The sequence below is a fragment of the Rhodopseudomonas palustris BisB18 genome, assembly GCF_000013745.1.
Lineage (GTDB): Bacteria > Pseudomonadota > Alphaproteobacteria > Rhizobiales > Xanthobacteraceae > Rhodopseudomonas_A > Rhodopseudomonas_A palustris_F.
The window spans coordinates 84269-101757 of the sequence record NC_007925.1 but is presented as its reverse complement, the minus strand read 5'-3'; the positions used below and the strand labels follow the sequence as shown (position 1 = coordinate 101757).

At 67.0% G+C, this 17489-nt stretch carries 17 protein-coding genes and 1 riboswitch; of the genes, 10 read left to right on the top strand and 7 right to left on the bottom strand.

Features of this window, described 5'->3' with window-relative positions:
* Positions 1–29: 29 nt before the first annotated feature.
* From RPC_RS00470 to RPC_RS00450, 5 genes are all read right to left on the bottom strand, one after another.
* Positions 30–1250, bottom strand: a complete 1221-nt coding sequence (locus tag RPC_RS00470) for an MFS transporter (protein ID WP_011470576.1) — start codon at positions 1248–1250, stop codon at positions 30–32.
* Between the two features lie 102 nt (positions 1251–1352).
* Positions 1353–2024, bottom strand: coding sequence for a DUF938 domain-containing protein (locus RPC_RS00465; RefSeq protein WP_011470575.1), 672 nt, complete (start codon positions 2022–2024; stop codon positions 1353–1355).
* A 291-nt stretch (positions 2025–2315) separates the two neighbouring features.
* A complete protein-coding gene (locus RPC_RS00460; protein ID WP_011470574.1) occupies positions 2316–3134 on the bottom strand; it encodes an ABC transporter substrate-binding protein in 819 nt (272 codons plus the stop codon).
* An 11-nt stretch (positions 3135–3145) separates the two neighbouring features.
* Positions 3146–3928 (bottom strand): ABC transporter ATP-binding protein, encoded by a 783-nt coding sequence (locus RPC_RS00455; protein WP_011470573.1) that lies wholly within the window; start codon positions 3926–3928, stop codon positions 3146–3148.
* A complete protein-coding gene (locus RPC_RS00450) occupies positions 3925–4944 on the bottom strand; it encodes a FecCD family ABC transporter permease (RefSeq protein WP_041802265.1) in 1020 nt (339 codons plus the stop codon). Before RPC_RS00450 ends, RPC_RS00455 begins: the two co-directional genes overlap by 4 nt.
* A gap of 170 nt (positions 4945–5114) precedes the next feature.
* Positions 5115–5328, top strand: a riboswitch (cobalamin riboswitch).
* A gap of 111 nt (positions 5329–5439) precedes the next feature.
* Here RPC_RS00450 and RPC_RS00445 point away from each other — a divergent pair.
* From RPC_RS00445 to RPC_RS00435, 3 genes are all read left to right on the top strand, one after another.
* On the top strand, positions 5440–7455 hold the full coding sequence (locus RPC_RS00445; RefSeq protein WP_011470571.1) for a TonB-dependent receptor plug domain-containing protein: 2016 nt from the start codon (positions 5440–5442) through the stop codon (positions 7453–7455).
* A 277-nt stretch (positions 7456–7732) separates the two neighbouring features.
* Positions 7733–7963: a hypothetical protein gene (locus RPC_RS00440; RefSeq protein WP_049766035.1), complete on the top strand. Its 231-nt coding sequence runs from the start codon at positions 7733–7735 to the stop codon at positions 7961–7963.
* Between the two features lies 1 nt (position 7964).
* Entirely contained in the window at positions 7965–8267 is a 303-nt protein-coding gene (locus RPC_RS00435) for a hypothetical protein (protein ID WP_041801219.1), read from the top strand.
* A gap of 270 nt (positions 8268–8537) precedes the next feature.
* On the opposite strand, the gene RPC_RS00430 is transcribed toward RPC_RS00435, so the two are convergent.
* A complete protein-coding gene (locus RPC_RS00430) occupies positions 8538–8780 on the bottom strand; it encodes a hypothetical protein (protein WP_011470569.1) in 243 nt (80 codons plus the stop codon).
* A gap of 190 nt (positions 8781–8970) precedes the next feature.
* Between RPC_RS00430 and RPC_RS25850 the strand changes: the two genes are divergently transcribed.
* The gene (locus RPC_RS25850) at positions 8971–9135 is read left to right on the top strand and encodes a hypothetical protein (protein ID WP_157043104.1); all 165 of its coding nucleotides are present in this window, start codon (positions 8971–8973) and stop codon (positions 9133–9135) included.
* 19 nt (positions 9136–9154) lie between these two features.
* Here the strand turns inward: RPC_RS25850 and RPC_RS00425 are convergent, their stop codons facing one another.
* Positions 9155–10411 (bottom strand): ATP-grasp domain-containing protein, encoded by a 1257-nt coding sequence (locus RPC_RS00425; protein ID WP_011470568.1) that lies wholly within the window; start codon positions 10409–10411, stop codon positions 9155–9157.
* Positions 10412–10616: 205 nt separating this feature from the next.
* Between RPC_RS00425 and RPC_RS00420 the strand changes: the two genes are divergently transcribed.
* The 6 genes from RPC_RS00420 to RPC_RS00395 all read left to right on the top strand — a co-directional run bounded on the left by RPC_RS00420 (position 10617) and on the right by RPC_RS00395 (position 17422).
* Complete coding sequence (locus tag RPC_RS00420; RefSeq protein ID WP_011470567.1) at positions 10617–11270, top strand: ABC transporter ATP-binding protein; 654 nt, start codon at positions 10617–10619, stop codon at positions 11268–11270.
* On the top strand, positions 11267–13732 hold the full coding sequence (locus RPC_RS00415) for an ABC transporter permease (RefSeq protein WP_011470566.1): 2466 nt from the start codon (positions 11267–11269) through the stop codon (positions 13730–13732). Before RPC_RS00420 ends, RPC_RS00415 begins: the two co-directional genes overlap by 4 nt.
* Positions 13722–14807, top strand: a complete 1086-nt coding sequence (locus tag RPC_RS00410) for a lipocalin-like domain-containing protein (protein WP_041801217.1) — start codon at positions 13722–13724, stop codon at positions 14805–14807. The genes RPC_RS00415 and RPC_RS00410 overlap by 11 nt, the downstream gene beginning before the upstream one ends.
* Positions 14808–14888: 81 nt before the next feature.
* Positions 14889–15281, top strand: coding sequence for an MAPEG family protein (locus RPC_RS00405; RefSeq protein ID WP_011470564.1), 393 nt, complete (start codon positions 14889–14891; stop codon positions 15279–15281).
* A gap of 1242 nt (positions 15282–16523) precedes the next feature.
* Positions 16524–17006, top strand: a complete 483-nt coding sequence (gene fldA, locus RPC_RS00400; RefSeq protein ID WP_011470563.1) for a flavodoxin FldA — start codon at positions 16524–16526, stop codon at positions 17004–17006.
* Positions 16985–17422, top strand: coding sequence for a DUF2023 family protein (locus RPC_RS00395; protein WP_011470562.1), 438 nt, complete (start codon positions 16985–16987; stop codon positions 17420–17422). Before fldA ends, RPC_RS00395 begins: the two co-directional genes overlap by 22 nt.
* The last annotated feature ends 67 nt before the right edge of the window (positions 17423–17489 follow it).

Sequence of the window (17489 nt, the reverse complement as noted above, 5' to 3'; positions counted from 1 at the left end):
CGGCGAGGCCGACGACCCGCGCAAAATCCTCACGAACCGCGCGGCACCGCTCGCCGTTGGCCCCAGGTCGCGAACGCCAGCACCGCCAGCGCCAGCAGCACCGGCGGAAACACCACCCAGTTGATGGTCGACCAGCCGTACAGCGCCAGCACGCCGCCGGAGGCGAACGAGCCCAGCGCCATCACCCCGAACACCAGGAAATCGTTCAACGCCTGCACCTTGTTGCGCTCCGCCGGCAGGTGGGTTTCCAGCACCAGCGCCGAGGCGCCGACGAAGCCGAAATTCCAGCCGATGCCGAGCGCGATCAGCCCGGCCCAGAAATGCAGCGCGGTGACGCCGGACAGGTCGATGCAGGCGGCGAGCGCTTCCAGCACGAGCCCGAGCGCCGCGGTGCGCGCGGCGCCGAACCGGGCGATCATCGGCCCGGCCAGCAGACTCGCGCCATACATCGCCACCATGTGCCACTGAATCCCGGTGTTGGAATCGCTGATCGACAAGCCGCACATCTGCATCGCCAGCGGCGCCGAAGTCATCACCAGGTTCATCATCGCGTAGGACACCACGCCGCACACCACCGCGATGACGAAGCGCGGCTGCCGGGCGATCTGCCACAGCGGCCGGCCGCCGGCGAGTTCGGCGGGCTTTGGCCGCGGCGCGTCGACCCCGGCCAACACCGCCATCGCGATCAGCGCCACCACGGCCTGGGTGGCGAAGCTGAAGGCGAACAGATAGGGTGGCCAGATATCCATGGTCCATTGCACCAGCTGCGGACCGATCACGCCGGCAAAGATGCCGCCGGTCATCACCCAGCCAATCGCGCGCGACCGAAACGCCACGCTGGCGCCGTCGGCGGCGGCGAAGCGATAGGATTGCGCCACCGCGCCGTAGAGCCCGCCGAGGAAGGTGGCGACGCAAAACAGCGCGAACGAGCCGTGCAGGATGGCGAGGCAGGCCAGCGCTCCGCACAGCGCGCCGCAGCCGCCGCCGAGCAGGAAGGCGACACGGCGGCCGAACGCCCGCGAGATCGCCCCGGTCGGCAGCGTGCCGGCCGCCATGCCGACCACATAGACCGACACCGGCAGTGTGGCGAAGGTGGCGTCGGGCGCCAGCGTGGCGCCGACGATCGCGCCGGTGGCGAAGATCACCGCGGCGTTGGCGCCGGTCAGCGCCTGGGCGATGCCGAGCCGCAACAGGTTCGACCGCGCCCGCGCATCGCCGGCGGCTTCGTCGATCATGATTGCGTCCACCATCGCTGATTCGCCCTGTCGCCCGGTTCTCCCTCCGGCCGCATCGATTGCCGCGCACTATAGGCCCGGTCGTTCTGCAATCAACCGACGCCGGCGTGGGCCGGCTCAGCCACGCGACCACACCAGCAGCAGATTATTCGCCGGCATTTCGATGATGTTGCTCAAGATCAAGCCGTGGGCGCTTCCGAGCGCTTCGAGCTCGGCGAGATCGCGCACGCCCCAGTCGGGGTTGGTGGCGCGCAGGCTGTGGTCGAACGCGGCGTTGCTCGGCGCGGTGTGAGCGCCGTCGCGCTTGAACGGGCCGTATAGGATTAGCCGGCCGTCGGGGCGCAGGTAGCGCGCCGCGCCGGCGAACAGTCCTTCGGCGACGCGCCACGGCGCGATGTGCACCACATTGGCGGAAAACACCGCGAGCAGCGGTCCGGGGCCGCTGCCGTCCTGCAACTGCGGGCACCAGGCGGGATCGGACAGGTCGATCGACAGCGGCTCACGGACATTGGCGAGCCCGGCCTGCGTACGCCAGGCGGCGATGCTGGCGAGATGCGCCGGATTGAAATCGCTCGGCCACCAAATGAGGTTCGGGCTCTGCCGCGCGAAGGCGATGACATGCTGGCCGGTGCCGCTGCCGGCCTCCAGCACCTCGCCGGACTGTTCGCCGAGCAAGGGCGCCAGCGCCTCCCAGATCGGCGCATGGTTGCGGTGAAACGCGGCGGCGTCGAGCCGGCCGTCGCTGTCGCCGCGTGCTTGTTTACCGAATTCGACGGGGATCTCAGGCATCGGACCTTGCTAGCGCAATTCCTTCGGAATGCTGCGTCAAACAACGGTGAAGAGTCATTCCGGGGCGCGAGAGCGCAAGCTCGAGCGAACCCGGAATCTCGCTCTCATGATCAGCCGAGACGCGTCCGCGTCATGGCCGCGCTTGTCGCGGCCATCCACGCCCACAGGGGACGCCTTGGTTGTTCCGTGGATGGCCGGGACAAGCCCGGCCATGACGCTGAGAGGACAACGCGGATCGCAGGCGCCGAGGCCGTAGCAAGCCGCAGCGCAGAGCCGCTTAGTCTCGCTGTCTCAGCGCTCGATGCGGGCCAATTCCGCTACCAACAGATCCAAGGCGTCGGCCAGCATCACCCCGCCGCACACCGTCAGCCGTTCGGGCAGCACGATCCGTTTCGACGGCGGGTAGAACTGCTCCAGCGCCGGATGCAGCAACAGCGCGGTGCCTTCGTCCTCGGCGAAATCGCCGCCGTCGGAAACCAAGAGAATATCCGGCCGGGCGGCGATGATCGCCTCCAGCGAGGCGAAGCCGCCTGAGGCGATGCCGAGATCGGCGGCGGCGTTGATAAGGCCGGTCTCGGCGAACAACAGGCTGATCAGGCTGCCTGCGCCCGACACCCAGCCGCGGCGCCACAGCGGCAGCACCCGGATCGGCCGCTGCGCCGCGGCGCGCGCCCGACCGATCGCGGCGTCGAGCCGTGCGATGGCGGCCGCTGCGCGATCGGGATGGCCGACCAGCTCCGCCATGGCGCGGATCTGTTGCTTGATGGCGCCCAGCGATTGCGGCAGCACGTCGAACTCGACCACGCGCACGCCCTGCTGCCGCAACAGCTCGCGGGTGGCGCGCTTGTCGTATTGCCCGGACACCACCGCGTCGGGCTTCAGCATCAGAATGTCTTCGGCGCCGCCGGACAACAGCCGATAGCGCTGCGCCTCGGCTGCGGCGTAGGACTGCGCCGGATCTCGGGAATACGGGCTCAGTCCGATGATCTGGTTCGGGTCAGCCAGCGTTATCAACAGCTGATCGGTGCAGACATTGGTCGAGGCGATTCGCGGCAAAGGCTGCGCCACGGCCGTCCCGATCGCGCCGAGCAGCGCCAGCGCGGCCAGCATGGCGCGGCGGGTCACGCGGCGTCCCACGGCACGATCACCGCTTCGCTTTGGTGCTGCGCGCGATAGGCGCTGACCCGGAACACCTCGGTCATCACCTGATCGGTGAGCGCCTCCGCCGGGGCGCCCTGCGCCGCCAACCGGCCATCGGCCAGCACCAGCACGCTGTCGGCGAAACGCGCGGCGAGCCCGAGGTCGTGGGTCACCACGATCACCAGCGTGCCGCTGTCGGCGGCGTCGCGCAGATACTGCATGACGTCGAGCTGATAGCGCGGATCGAGCGAGGCGGTCGGCTCGTCGGCGAGCAGCACCGGGGCTTCTACCGCCAGCACCCGCGCCAGCGCCACCCGGCTGCGTTCGCCGCCGGACAATTCGGTGACGCGGCGCTCGGCCAGCGCAATCGTGTCGGTCGCCAGCATCGCGCGGCGCACCGCGGCGTCGTCGGTCGGCGCCAGCCGCGACGGATCGGTGGCGCCGTGCGGATAGCGCCCGAGCGCCACGATGTCGCGCGCCGGCAGCGGCCAGTGCACCACATGGCCCTGCGGCAGATAGGCAAAACGCAAAGCCCGCTCGCGCAGCGACAGCGCCGACAACCGTTCACCGCCGACCGCAATCTCGCCGGTCGACGGCAGCAAGCCTGCCAGCGCGCGGAGCAGCGTGGTCTTGCCGGCGCCGTTCGGCCCGACCAGCGCCACCAGGTGTTTTGGCGCCAACGCCAGCGAGACGTCGCGCAGCACGGCGCGGCCGCCGAGGTCGACGCCGAGCCCGCGGGCTTGCAAGAACGCGGTCTCGTTCATCCGATGCCTCCGCCGAGCGAGCGGCGTTCGCGCACGATCAGATAGAGGAAGAACGGTACACCGATCAGCGAGGTCAGCACCCCGACCTTGATGTCGCTCGAGGACGGAATGATCCGCACCGCGATATCGGCGGCAAGCAGCAAGGCTGCGCCGGTCAGCGCGCTCGGCAGCATCAGCCGCGCCGGATCATGGCCGACCAACGGCCGCATCAGATGCGGCGCCACCAGGCCGATGAAGCCGATGGTGCCGGCGACCGCGACGCCGGCGCCGACGCCGAGCGCCACGCCGACGATCACCAACAGCCGCAACCGGCCGACGTCGACGCCGAGGCTTTGCGCGGTCTCCTCGCCGAGGCTGAGCGCGCGGAAGGCGTGGCGCTGGCTGAGCAGGATCAGCGCGGCGGCGATGATGAACGGCAGCGCCAGCATGACGTGGCGGAAGCTGCGGTCTTCCAGCGAGCCCAGCATCCAGAACGCGATCTCCAGCGCCACATAGGGATTGCTGGCGAGATTCATCACCAGCACGGTGGCGGCACCCGCCAGACTCGAAATCGCCAGCCCGGCGAGAATCAGCAACAGCATGCCGGCGTTGCGGCCGGCCACCGCCAACAGCGCGAATACCGAGATGAAGGAAGCGAGGATCGCCGCCGCCGGCAGCGCGTAGGAGCGCACGTCGGCAAGCCCCAGCGCGATCATCAGCACCGCGCCGAACGCCGCGGCCTGCGGCGCGCCGAACAACGACGGCGAAGCCAACGGATTGCGCAGCAGGCCTTGCAGCGCCGCGCCGGACAGTCCGAGAATGCCGCCGATGGCGAGGCCGAGGATCGCGCGGGGCAGCCGGATCTGCTGCACGATCACCTGCTCGATTTCGCCGCCGCCGCCGAACAGCGCGCCCAACACGGTCAGCGGCGACAGCCGCACCGGCCCGATCCCCAGCGAGGCCAGCATCAGCAAGCCGACGATCAGCAAGAGCGCCAGCGTGACCAAGCCGCGCGGACGCGCCGCCGCGGTCTCCATCGTCGCTGTGTGTTGCGCGCCTTCGGTCACGTCGGGTCCTCGCATTGCGCCGTCGACGATGCTCTTACAGGCCCTGCGATCAGGAACAAGCCGCGCCCGCACATTTCTGCAACGCCGCGGCAGGAACCGCGACGTCGCCGCAATGTCGGATTGACTTGGCAACAAGCCCGCTCCTAGATGATCGCGACGGTTCCCCTCTGGGGGATCAAAAGGGAATGCGGTGCGGGACGGCTCTCGGTTGGAGCAAGCCCAATGCCGCGGCTGCCCCCGCAACTGTAAGCGGTTAGTCTTTCGTCTGATGCCACTGGGAAACTCGGTCCTGGGAAGGCGACGAAAGGTTCCGACCCGCGAGCCAGGAGACCTGCCGTCAATCGTGGTCACACGCGACGATGTCGGCCGGGGGGTGCAGACATTGGCTTCATCGATCCGCGCTGCGGAGGGTGAGGCTTTGGGTCGCTGTGACGTGCCACAGAGTCTGATCCGAGGTTTCCACCCATGTCTTCCCGTTTCCACGCCGCATCGCGGCCGCACCGGCGTTTTCACGCCATGCTGGCGAGTAGCTGTCTGATGCCGATGCTGTCGCTCGCCACGGGAGTTGCCCAGGCGCAACAGCAGTCCACCACGCTGCCGACCATCGTGGTCAGTCCCACCGGCCTCGCGACCCCGGTCGACCAGATCGCCAGCTCGGTGACCGTGATTTCCGCAGCCGACATCGAACGCGACCAGCGGCGCACGGTCGGCGACGCGCTGACCATGGTTCCGGGGTTGAACGTGGTGCGCACCGGCGGCTCGGGCGGTTTGACGTCGGTCTTCATGCGCGGCACCAACTCCAACCACGTCAAGGTGCTGATCGACGGCATCGATGCCGGCGATCCCAGCAAGCCGAGCGGCGCTTATGATTTTGCCAATCTTTTGACGGCGGACATCGAACGCATCGAAGTGCTGCGCGGACCGCAAAGCGGCCTCTACGGCTCCGACGCGATCGGCGGCGTGATTTCGATCACCACCAAGCGCGGGCAGGGGCCGGCCAAGCTGACCGGCATGGTGGAGGGCGGGTCGTTCGGCACGTTCAATCAGACGGCCCGCGCCGCCGGCTCCGACGGCAATTTCGATTACGCCTTCAACGTCGCGCATTATCGCTCGACCGAGGTGGCGGTGACGCCGCTCGATCTGCTCGCGCCGGGCCAGAAGCGAAACAACGACATCTACGACAACCTGAGCTACTCGACCAAGCTCGGCCTCCAGGCCAGCGACGATCTCGCCTTCAACTTCGTCGGCCGCTACACCGATGCGCATAAGGGTTTCACGGGGGACGATTCGTCCCACTGGCCGAACTCGTTTCCCGAAGTGCTGCAGAGCACCACGGCCAGCCGCGATCTGCTGACCCGTAGCGAAGCCGTCTGGTCGCCGCTGGATGGCCGGTTCAAGAGCACGCTCGGCGTCAGCTATTCCAACCTGTGGAATCGCACCAACAATCCCAATCCGGATTATCCGATCAGCTACACGAGCTATGGGGTCGGTCCGGCGACGTTCTACCGCGGCGAGCGGACCAAGGTCGATTGGAACGGCGTGGTCGATGCGGGCTATGGACAAAAGATCGTGCTCGGGGCCGAACGCCAGGACGACAAAATTCACACCGATTCGGTCGGCGGATACGATCTGCTCGGCAATTACCAGCAGAGCATGACGACGGCCAGCACCGGCGACAGCGCCGGCTTCGTCGAATTGCAATCGGCCTTCACCAACAACTTCTTCCTGGTCTCCAACGTCCGCTACGACGACAACGACAGTTTCGGCGGGCACACCACTTGGCGGGTGGCGCCGACGTTCATTCTGCCGCTGACCGAGACCAAGCTGAAGGCGACTTACGGCACCGGCTTCAAGGCGCCGACGCTGATGCAGCTTTACGTCAACACGCCCTATACGATTGCCAATCCGGCGTTGCGGCCGGAGACCAGCAAGGGTTTCGACGTCGGATTCGAGCAGCCGCTGTTCCACAACCGCGTCAGTTTCGGCGCCACCTACTTCAATAACGAGATCGAGAATCTGATTGAGAACTCCGTCGTGTCCGGCCAATGGACCTATGACAACGTCGGCCTCGCCAAGACTTACGGGGTGGAATCCTTCGTCGCGCTGCAGGCGACCGAAACCCTGCGGTTTCGCGCCGATTACACCTACACGCAGACCCGCGACGAAAAAACCGGGCAGCGGCTGCGGCGTCGCCCCGACAATAAGGTGACACTCGCGGCGATCTGGAACCCGATCGAGCGCGCGATGGTCTCGGCCTCGATCGTTCATACCAGTTCGTGGCTCGACTACGACCGGTTCGGCACCGCGCTGCTCGACGCCCCGGCCTTCACCACCGTCAACCTCGCCGCCAATTACACGATCGACCAGCACGTCACGGTGTTCGGTCGCATCGACAATCTGTTCGACAAAACCTACGAGGTGCCGGTGGGCTTCCTGCAGCCCGGCATCGGCGTTTTTGCCGGCGTTCGTTTGACCAATTAGCGTCGGTTGTCGGCGGCCGAGCGGCTTGAACCGCGCGGCGGTCCCACAGCGCGAACATCTCTGGAACCCCGGCCGCCCGACGACGGCCGGGGTTTCGTTGTGGCGAGGCCCGCGACGCTGCGAGTTACCCGCGGGGCGAATCGGCCTCGCAGCGGCCGTTCACGCCGATTTCTGCCGATTCCGGCCCGGTTCCCTGATCGCATCGCGCGCCGCTTCATGTTAGGACACGCGAGCGACGGCTTTGCCGCGCTCCATTCCCCCGGATTTGAGGATATCGATGAACGACGAACCCAAATCTGCCATCGAGTTGAAAGAGATTCGCCAGACCAGGAAGCGCAACCAGGATGCCGAAGGCGTCAAGGCGATGGCCGAGATTGCCGCCGCCGACATCGCCATTCGCAAGCGGACCGCCAATTTACGGGCGATCCGGCTGGCGAAGGAGGCCGCCGACCTTGCCAATCCGCCGGAGGCGAAACCAACCAAAGCGAAGAAGAAGAAATCGACCTGATATGACAAAAGACGATCGCGACCGCGCGGAAGCGCGTTTCAACAAGGCCGCCAAGGTGGCCGACGAGGGCAAGTCGGGCAAGACCGACCGCGATGCCGCGACCAAGGCGGTGATCGACAATATGGCCCGGCTGAAGGCGCTGCGGCTGGCCCGCGAGGCCGCCGAACCGGCGCGCACGGTGGTGGCGAAGAAGACCCGCAGCGCGGCAAAGCCCGGCGCGAAATCCGGCAAGACCTCGTCGGCGAAGACCCCGGCGCTCGGCGAATGGCTGGCCAGTCAGGTCAACGGCGGCCGCCGCACCTGACCGCAGACGGGCAGCGATGAGGTCTTTTGTGCTGGTGGCGTTCCAGATTTCGTCCTGGATTGAAGCAACCAACCCAAATGCCGCCGTCATTCCGGATTGCGAGTTCGAACAACGAGCAAGTCCGGGATCTCGTATCCCAGGGCGGTGAATACTGGATCCCGGGTTCACTCGCAGCTTACGCTGCTCGCGCCCCGGGATGACAGGCTGGACGCTTGAAGCGCGTTGCTCCGGCCCTGCGGCCAGGCATAGCGCGCCAGACTGGCCCGCGGCTCAGACCGGCGCCGGCCACTCGATCATCGAGCGGGTCTTGGTGGCCGCGTCGTAGACTTGGATCTGCAGCATCTGATAGCGGTTCTTCAGCGCCATGCCGGCCTCTTCGGCGGCTTCGACGGTATCGTGATGCGATTTGAAATGGCCGTCGACCACCAGCGAATAGCCCTCGGTCGGCGCCTTGTCGGCACGAATGATTTTCTTGGGCTGCGGCTCGTCGAGTTCAAGTTTCGGCTTCTTCATTGTGACTCCAGTAGATCTTGCGAATCTGTCGCAGGAGGGGCCTTGCTTATCAGCTATCCGGCGGAAAATGCAGGTAAGATCTGCCCAATCCGGGGTGGGATGCACGGCAAGAGAGGTTACATTTGAGGTTCACGGAACGTTGACCAGGCAAAGCCGGTTGTCGCTCCGGGTGAGACAGGACCATTTAATCATGTTTGGACTGATGGCAATCAGGCCGAAGACGGAAAAACCCAAACCGCCGAAGCCTGACACCAAGAAAGTGCCGCCGCGCCCGACCGAGGACGACGATATCTACGGCGCCGGCGACATTTGCGCGCCGGAACCCGACCGCGACGACGAACAGCGCGACCTCTAGACCCTCTTCATCGGCGGCGCTAGCCGATCTCCTCGCCGTCGATCCGGCGCACCGCGCCGGCATCGAGCAGGTGATCGCCCCATCCCTTGGCGGCGAGCGGCCCGGCAAGCGACGGCGCCAGCAGCAGCAACGCCGCGGTCAACGTCAGCGGCACCGCGCTCAGCCAATCCGACCGCACCGGTGTCAGCTCCTCGCGGCTCTCGGCATAGCGACCGCGTCGCCGCAGCAGGTCGCCGCATTCCCGAAATAGATCGCCGCGGCTGCCGCCATCCCGCGCGCAACCGAGCAACGCCTGCATCGCCAGGTGCGTCCGCATCCCGGCCTGGCTTTCGGCGGCCGCGGGCGGATGCTGTCCCAGCGACACCTTGAGCAACAGCTCGAGCAGATCGAGCCCGGCGAGCTTGGCACCCATCGGCTCGACCAGCCGCGGGTTGCAGTCGATATAGCGCGGGGAAGCGTCATCGGACGGCAGGATGTAATCCACCGACAGCGCGCCGTGCCACTCCAACGCCCGCCCGATTCGGGCGAGATCGGCCCAGACGCCGTCGCGACGCACGCTCTGTTTGATCGCGGCGCCGCCGCCGGCGCCCTCGGCGATCCGCCGAGCGGCATGCATCGCCAGCAATTCGCCATGCGCAAACACCGCCTGGGCGTGTTCGATCGCGCCTTCGATGAACTCCTGCAGCAGCACCTCGTCGGCGAAGCCGTCGATCGCGGCGAGCTCGCGCAGCGCGTCCTCGAGCTGATCCGCGTCGCGGACCAGCCAGACGCCGCGGCTGGCGGTGCCGATCGCGGTCTTGATCACGCATGGCGCGCGGGCTTCGGCGCGCACTTGTTCCGCTGAAGTCACCAGGCGTGTCGAGGGTTGCGGCAGCTGCAATTCGTCGAGCAACCGGCTGAAGCCGGCCTTGCTGATCGCGGTGCGATAGGCCTCGAAGCTTGGCAGCGCCAGCGCGGTCAGGCCCTGCAGCCGCGGCGCCACCTTGGCGAACAACAGGCCCTGCTCGTGGATCGGCAGCAGCACGTCGAATTCTTCCTGCGCCAGCAGCCCCTCGATGAAGCGGAGATAACCGGCCGGATCGCGGCCGAGACCGGGACAGCGGTGGTATTTGGCGACGAACCGCGAGAACCGCCCGAGGCAGCGCGGCGACGGATCGCAGATCTCGACGTGATGCCCGGCGAGACCAAGGACGGTGATTGCCTCACGCGCCGAGGTGCTGCCGCCTTCCGACAGCAGTACCCGCAATGGCGGCATCGGAGCACGCGGATCGGCCATGTTGCGATGAGTGCGCGAAACCGCCGCCGCGTTCAAGGCGGCAAAGCGGCGCTGGGCATCGGGAGCGGCGATCTTGCGGAACTGTGCGAGTTGCGATGCCGCGCGCCGAACCCAATATGAAACGGACCATTATTGCAGGAAAGCTCCCGATGACTGCTCGCCCGTCGCGGCCGTGATGCACGGCAAGCCCCCCATCGTCTCGCTGATGCTGAGCGTGCGCGCGCTGGCGAAATCCTATCGCTCCGGGCAAGACCGCGTCAGCGTGCTGCGCGGCGTCGATCTTGATGTCGCGGCCGGCGAGAGCGTGGCGCTGACCGGGGAATCCGGCAGCGGCAAGAGCACGCTGCTGCATCTGATCGCGGGCCTCGACGCCGCCGACGCCGGCGCGGTGCGGTTCGGCGACACGCTGATCTCGCAACTCTCCGACACCGGCCGCGCCGCGTTCCGCCGCGACCGGCTGGGCCTGGTGTTCCAGCAATTCAACCTGATCCCGAGCCTCAGCGTCGCCGACAATCTGGCATTTCAATCGCGCATCGCCGGCCGCCATGACGCGGTGTGGCAGGCCGAACTGGTCGAGCGGCTCGGGCTGGGTAGCCTGCTGAAGCGCTATCCGGAGCAACTCTCCGGCGGCCAGCAGCAGCGCGTCGCGATCGGCCGGGCGTTGGCGGTGAAGCCGCTCTTGCTGCTCGCGGATGAACCGACCGGCAATCTCGACGAGGCCACCGCCGACGAGGTGATGTCGCTTGCGCGCGACCTGGTCAGCCGCACCGGCTGCGGCTTCCTGATGGTGACGCATAGTGCGCGACTCGCCGCCATGCTCGATCGCCAGGTGCATCTGCATGCCGGGCTGATCGCGTGAAACGCGCGCTGTGGGTTCTGGCGGTGCTGCTCAGCCATTGGCGAAGGCATCCGCTGCAGCTCGCCACCCTGCTGGTCGGGCTGATTTCCGCGACCGCGTTGTGGAGCGGTGTGCAGGCGCTGAACCAGCAGGCCCGGGTCAGCTATGATCGCGCCGCCTCCGCGCTCGGCGGCGCCCGCACCGCCACGCTGGTCGGCCGCGACGGCGAGACCCTGGCGCAGCACATCTTCGTCGATCTGCGCCGCGCCGGCTGGCCGGTGTCGCCGCTCGTGGAAGGCCGTATCCAGATCGGCGGCCGATCATTGCGGCTGCTCGGCGTCGAGCCGCTGTCGCTGCCGATCGAGGCCAGCGCCGCGCCGGCGATCGGCACCTCGGGCCTGCAAGGATTCCTATCGCCGCCGGGGCAGGCGCTGATCGCGCCGGACACTTTGGCCGAACTCAAGGCCGCGGCCGGCGACACCCCGCAGACCAATAGCGGCGCGACGCTGCCGCCGTTGACGCCGCAGAATGAACTGGTGCCGGGCCTGCTGGTGGTCGACATCGGCGTGGCGCAGCGTCTCCTCAACATGCCGGACAAGATCTCGCGGCTGCTGCTCGGCCAACGCGATCTCGGCCCGCGCGCGCCGCTGGCGAGCGTCGCCGGCGATACGCTGCGGCTGGTCGAGCCCGATGCCGAGACCGATCTGGAGCGGCTGACCGACAGTTTCCACCTCAACCTCACCGCGTTCGGGCTATTGTCGTTCCTGGTCGGGCTGTTCATCGTCAATTCGGCCATTGGCCTCGCCTTCGAGCAGCGCCGGCCGATGCTGCGCACGCTGCGCGCCTGCGGCGTCTCGGCCTTTCAGCTCAATAGCGTGCTGATCGTCGAATTGGTGGCGCTGGCGCTGCTCGCCGGATTGATCGGTCTGGTGTGCGGTTACTTCATCGCCGCGACGCTGCTGCCCGACGTCGCCGCCAGCCTGCGCGGGCTGTACGGCGCGCAGATTCCCGGCCAATTGAGTTTGCGCCCGCAATGGTGGGCGGCCGGCATTGCGATCAGCGTGATCGGCGCGCTGGGTGCCGCATCCGCCAGCCTGTTGAAAGCGATCCGGCTGCCGGTGTTGGCGGCGGCGCAGCCTTACGCCTGGCAGCAGGCGCAGCAGACCGCGCTCGTCGTGCAGGGCGCGCTGGCGCTCTTGGTATTCGCTGGCGGCCTCGGCTGTTTGCTGCTCGGCGATTCGCTAGTGGCGGGCTTTGCGGTGCTGGCGGCGATCCTGCTCGGCGCGGCCTTGGCGCTGCCGGCGGTGCTGGGATTGGTGCTGCTGATCAGCGAGCGCGCCGCGCGAAAACCGCTGAGTAAATGGTTCTGGGCCGACAGCCGGCTGCAACTCTCCGGGCTGTCGCTGGCGCTGATGGCGCTGCTGCTGGCGCTCGCGGTCAATGTCGGCGTCGGCACCATGGTGCAGAGCTTCAGCAAGACCTTCACCGGCTGGCTCGACGGCAGGCTCGCCGCCGAGGTCTATCTCAACGCCGCGAGCGACGCCCAGGCGGGCGAGATCAAGGCTTGGCTACGGGATCGCCCCGAGGTGCAGGCACTGCTGCCCGGCAGCCGCGCCGAGGCGCAGCTCGGCGGCTGGCCGATCGAACTGATCGGCTTTGCCGACCACGCCACCTATCGCGAGCAATGGCCGCTGCTGGAATCGACCGCCAATGCCTGGGACCTTGTTGCGCGCGGCGAGGCGGCGCTGGTCAGCGAACAGCTCGCGCGGCGGCTCAAGCTCAAGCTCGGCGATCGCGTGCAGGTGCCGACGCCGCAAGGCCCTTGGCCGCTCGACGTGGCGGCGATCTATGCCGACTATGGCAATCCGCGCGGCCAGCTCGGCGTCGCCATCGCGCCTTTGGTGGCGCATTTCCCCGGCATCGCGCAGACGAGATTCGGCCTGCGCGTGACGCCCGCCGCGGTGCCGGCGCTGGTCACGGCATTGCGGGAAAAATTCGCGCTGGATAATCGCAGCCTCGCCGACCAGACCGCGCTGAAGGCGGAATCGCGAAAAATCTTCAACCGCACCTTCGCGGTGACCAACGCGCTGAACGCCTTCACGCTCGGCATCGCAGGCGTGGCGCTGTTGACTAGCCTCCTGACGCTGAGCCAGTCGCGGCTGCCGCAGCTGGCACCGTTATGGGCGATCGGCATTACGCGTCGGAAACTCGCGCTGATCGAACTGATGAAGACGCTGTCGGTGGCGCTGATCACCGCGCTGCTGGCGCTGCCGCTCGGGTTGGTGGTCGCCTGGTGCCTGATCGCGGTGGTGAACGTCAAGGCGTTCGGCTGGCGGCTGCCGTTCCAGGTGTTTCCCGAACAGCTCGTGCAATTGCTCGGTATCGCGATGCTGGCGGCGTTGCTCGCAGCACTGCTGCCGATCCTGAAACTGCTGCGGATGCAGCCGGCAGAACTCGTGAAGGTGTTTGCCGATGAGCGATAGCGTCGGCCTTTCGCGCCGCGGGTTCACAGCCGGCATGGCGCTGCTGGCGCTCGGCGGCAATGCACGCGCGCAAGGCTTTGCCGGGCTCGGCCGCGACGCCGGCGAATTTGCGCCTGTGCTGCCGGGACGCCAACTGAGCTTTCCGCTCGATCATGGCGCGCATGCGGAGTTTCGCATCGAGTGGTGGTACCTCACCGCGAATTTGCAGGACGCAGCAGGCCAAGCCTATGGCGTGCAGTGGACCTTGTTCCGGCAGGCGATGCGGCCGGGCGCGCAGCAGGAGGGCTGGGCCAATCAGCAGATCTGGATGGCGCATGCCGCCCTGACCCGCGCTGATACGCACCGCAGCGCCGAGCGCTTTGCCCGCGGCGGCATCGGCCAGGCCGGCGTCACCGCCACGCCGTTCCGCGCCTGGATCGACAATTGGCAGATGCAAGGCGGGGAGGCGATGGCGCCGGCGACACTGTCGCCGCTCGACCTCACCGCATCGGGCGCGGATTTCAGCTACGCGCTGCGGCTCGCCGCGCCACAGCCCTTGGTGCTGCAGGGCGACAACGGCTACAGCAAGAAATCCGAGCGCGGCCAGGCGTCGTATTACTACAGCCAACCGTATTTTGCAGCGACCGGCAGCATCACGCTCGACGGCAACGCGGTCGAAGTCAACGGCCAAGCGTGGATGGACCGCGAATGGTCGAGCCAGCCGCTGGCCTCCGACCAGACCGGCTGGGACTGGTTCTCGCTGCATCTCGACAGCGGCGACAAGGTGATGCTGTTCCGGCTGCGGCAGAGCGACGGCGCGAATTATTTCGCCGGCAACTGGATCGGCACCGACGGCCAATCGGTGCAGCTTGCGCCCGACGCGATCGCCATTACCCCGACCGGCTTGACGCAGATCGGCAAGCGCCAACTGCCGACCTCGTGGCGGATCGCGATCGCGCCGCGCGGGCTTGCGATCGACACCACGCCGCTGAACGCGCAGAGCTGGATGGGCACCAGCTTTCCCTATTGGGAGGGGCCGATCGCGCTCCGCGGCAGTCACGCCGGCGTCGGTTATCTTGAGATGACGGGCTATTGAGGTCAAACTGTCGGCGGCGTACGCGGCCGCGGAACAATCAGTCGAAACGGCGTCACGAACAAACGTCAGGGAGTACTTGCCATGTTTCACTTCACCGCGATCGTCACCTGTCTGGCCGTGATGTTCTACTTCTACACCTCGGTTCAAGTCAGCCGGGCGCGCGTCACCTATGACGTCAAGGCGCCGGCGACCACCGGGCACCCGGATTTCGAGCGGGTGTTCCGGGTGCAGATGAACACCCTGGAATGGATGCCGATCTTGCTGCCCTCGCTGTGGCTGTTCGCGATCTATCTCAGCGACGGCTTCGCCGCGGCGCTCGGCGTGGTATGGATCGTCGGCCGCATCATCTACATGGTCGGCTACGCCGAGGCGGCCAACAAGCGCGGCGCCGGCTTCGCGGTGCAGACCGTCGCCGCGTTGCTGCTGTGGGCCGGCGCGGTGGTCGGCATCATCTGGCGGGTGTTCGGCTGGTGAGGGCGTCGCGGCGAACTCATCGCCTCGCCGCCGCAGCAAGGATGCGGCCCCGAGTCATGGACTCCTCCGGCCGGCAACCATCCTTCGAGACGCCGGCTTCGCTGCGCTCCGCCGGGTTGCTCAGGATGACGATGCGTGTGTAGCAGCCCTGTGCCGATGCCGGCGAGGTCAGCCGCTCGCAAAAAAAATCCGCGGATAGCAATCCCCGCTTCTGCGCCGTCGCTTAGTATCACCCCGTCCTCGCTCACGAGGGGCGCTTCTCGAGGGCGCTCATGAGGCGGAGCAAGGATGCGGTGTCCTGCGCGCGCGGTTCGCACCCGCAAGCCCGGGACGCCCCGGGTCGCCGTCCGGGCCTACTACGGGGCTCTGCCACTTGCTGGTTGGCTGGACGCGGGACAGGTGAAGGCGGGGGAAAGCCCGCCGGATCGGCGGTGCGGAGTGCATCGCGCCTGTCCCCGGAAGCACGGTCCTGGGGTCGACAAATCCCGCGATGGAGCGCCGCAAGGCGTGCGCGGCTCAGCGCTGCTTGCGAGCAGCGCCGGGCAGCGCCACTCAATCACGGTTGCGCCTTGCGGCGCTCCGTCCCCCTCACCTGGCGAGGGGGAAACTAACAGCTCCCCTCGCGCAAGGCGTTGCGCGAGAACGATGGCGCGTGGGCTGATCGTTATCGGACGTGGCTGTTTGACAATTTGCATGGCGATGGATGGCGCGCGAGGCGCGTCGCCTGAAGCGCTTGACGCAAGCCGCGCGCCGTCATCCTGAAGGCCTGACCGAAAAAGCCATCAATGAATGACGCGCTAACCCCGTCATTGCGAGGAGCAGTTGCGACGAAGCAATCCAGGGCCACGCAGGGGGCCGTTGGATTGCTTCGCTTCTCAGTCGGCGCTGCGCGCCGCCCTCAACTCCCAATGACGACGTTGGGTGGGGCGGGCCCCCTCAAGCAGCCCTTAGAAGGTGCAGTCTCTCAGAATGTCGGACCCGCGAACTAACCAGTTGGTCGTTGCCGGACGCGGCGCCTGCAAAGCGGTGCTACGATGCCGCTTGAGGCGCGATCGCGAGTGATTACTTTGGAATTATTATTATGAAAAAGTAGTCCTGAGTAAAAATTACTCAAAAAGACTTATTTTTGAAATTGAGACGCGCTCGCAACGACCGTACGGTCGGGTGACTTCGATCTCGCCGGGATCCTGCGGGCCGCGTGCCCGCAGGTTTCTCATCCGCCCTCATGCGACAAGAAATCCAATGAGCGTCAACGTCATCTTCGGCTCCGACGGTGGTAACACCAAGGCGGTCGCCTCCCGCATCGCCAAACACATCCAGGGTCGCGCGATCGACATCAAGGCGGCGAACGTCGCCGACTTCGAAAGCCCCAGCCTGCTGATACTCGGATCGCCGACCTACGGCGCCGGCGATCTGCAGACCGATTGGGAGGCGCATCTCGACAAGCTGACCCAGGCCAAGCTCGCCGGCAAGAAGGTGGCGCTGTTCGGCACCGGCGACCAGGTCAGCTACCCGGACTGCTTCGTCGACGCCATGGGCGTGCTCTATGATTTGGTCGTCGAGCAGGGCGCTACCGTGGTCGGCTTCACCGAGACCGCGGGCTACGACTTCACCGGCTCCAAGGCGGAGCGCGACGGCCAGTTCGTCGGCCTGGCGCTCGATCAGGACAGTCAGTCCTCCAAGACCGAGAAGAGGATTACCGAATGGGTCAGTCGATTGATTTGAACGGCGCGGCGCTGAAAATCTTCAACCATCATCTGTACGAGCTGTCGAAAGGGCTGCGGCCGCTGGCGATGATGACGCTGAGCGCCGCCGCCGCGGCGCAGGTGATCGCGCGGCTCGAAGGCATCGGCATCGCCCACCACGTCCACGAGGCCTGTCCTGAGCGGGTCAATGTGGTGTTCGGCAGCCGCCCGGCGGTGAAAGCGGTGCGCCAGTTCATGGTGCGGCCGTTGTGCGAGTTGTCGGCCGAGCACGATTTTATGCTCGGCGTGCTGCTCGGCTACGATCGCGAAATGCAATGCGCGCGCTATCTGTCGCGCGCGGCGGCCGCCGACGCGGAGATCTCGGGCGTGGCGCCGCTCGGGTTTGTTGCGGATCAGTTCGTCGCGCTGCCGGATCAGACCGAGCTTGCGATGTAGCCTCCGCGAAGGATGCCGCCTTCCGCGAAGGCCGATCGGTGTCGTCCCAAGTGCCCCCGGGACGGCA

Coding starts and splice junctions, on each gene's coding strand:
- RPC_RS00405 (WP_011470564.1), top strand. CDS start 14,889: ATGTTTCACTTCACCGCGATCGTCACCTGTCTGGCCGTGATGTTCTAC.
- RPC_RS25850 (WP_157043104.1), top strand. CDS start 8,971: ATGTTTGGACTGATGGCAATCAGGCCGAAGACGGAAAAACCCAAACCG.
- RPC_RS00470 (WP_011470576.1), bottom strand. CDS start 1,250: ATGGTGGACGCAATCATGATCGACGAAGCCGCCGGCGATGCGCGGGCG.
- RPC_RS00465 (WP_011470575.1), bottom strand. CDS start 2,024: ATGCCTGAGATCCCCGTCGAATTCGGTAAACAAGCACGCGGCGACAGC.
- RPC_RS00410 (WP_041801217.1), top strand. CDS start 13,722: ATGAGCGATAGCGTCGGCCTTTCGCGCCGCGGGTTCACAGCCGGCATG.
- RPC_RS00455 (WP_011470573.1), bottom strand. CDS start 3,928: ATGAACGAGACCGCGTTCTTGCAAGCCCGCGGGCTCGGCGTCGACCTC.
- RPC_RS00445 (WP_011470571.1), top strand. CDS start 5,440: ATGTCTTCCCGTTTCCACGCCGCATCGCGGCCGCACCGGCGTTTTCAC.
- RPC_RS00435 (WP_041801219.1), top strand. CDS start 7,965: ATGACAAAAGACGATCGCGACCGCGCGGAAGCGCGTTTCAACAAGGCC.
- RPC_RS00450 (WP_041802265.1), bottom strand. CDS start 4,944: ATGGAGACCGCGGCGGCGCGTCCGCGCGGCTTGGTCACGCTGGCGCTC.
- RPC_RS00395 (WP_011470562.1), top strand. CDS start 16,985: ATGGGTCAGTCGATTGATTTGAACGGCGCGGCGCTGAAAATCTTCAAC.
- RPC_RS00440 (WP_049766035.1), top strand. CDS start 7,733: ATGAACGACGAACCCAAATCTGCCATCGAGTTGAAAGAGATTCGCCAG.
- RPC_RS00460 (WP_011470574.1), bottom strand. CDS start 3,134: ATGCTGGCCGCGCTGGCGCTGCTCGGCGCGATCGGGACGGCCGTGGCG.
- RPC_RS00420 (WP_011470567.1), top strand. CDS start 10,617: ATGCTGAGCGTGCGCGCGCTGGCGAAATCCTATCGCTCCGGGCAAGAC.
- RPC_RS00430 (WP_011470569.1), bottom strand. CDS start 8,780: ATGAAGAAGCCGAAACTTGAACTCGACGAGCCGCAGCCCAAGAAAATC.
- fldA (WP_011470563.1), top strand. CDS start 16,524: ATGAGCGTCAACGTCATCTTCGGCTCCGACGGTGGTAACACCAAGGCG.
- RPC_RS00425 (WP_011470568.1), bottom strand. CDS start 10,411: ATGGCCGATCCGCGTGCTCCGATGCCGCCATTGCGGGTACTGCTGTCG.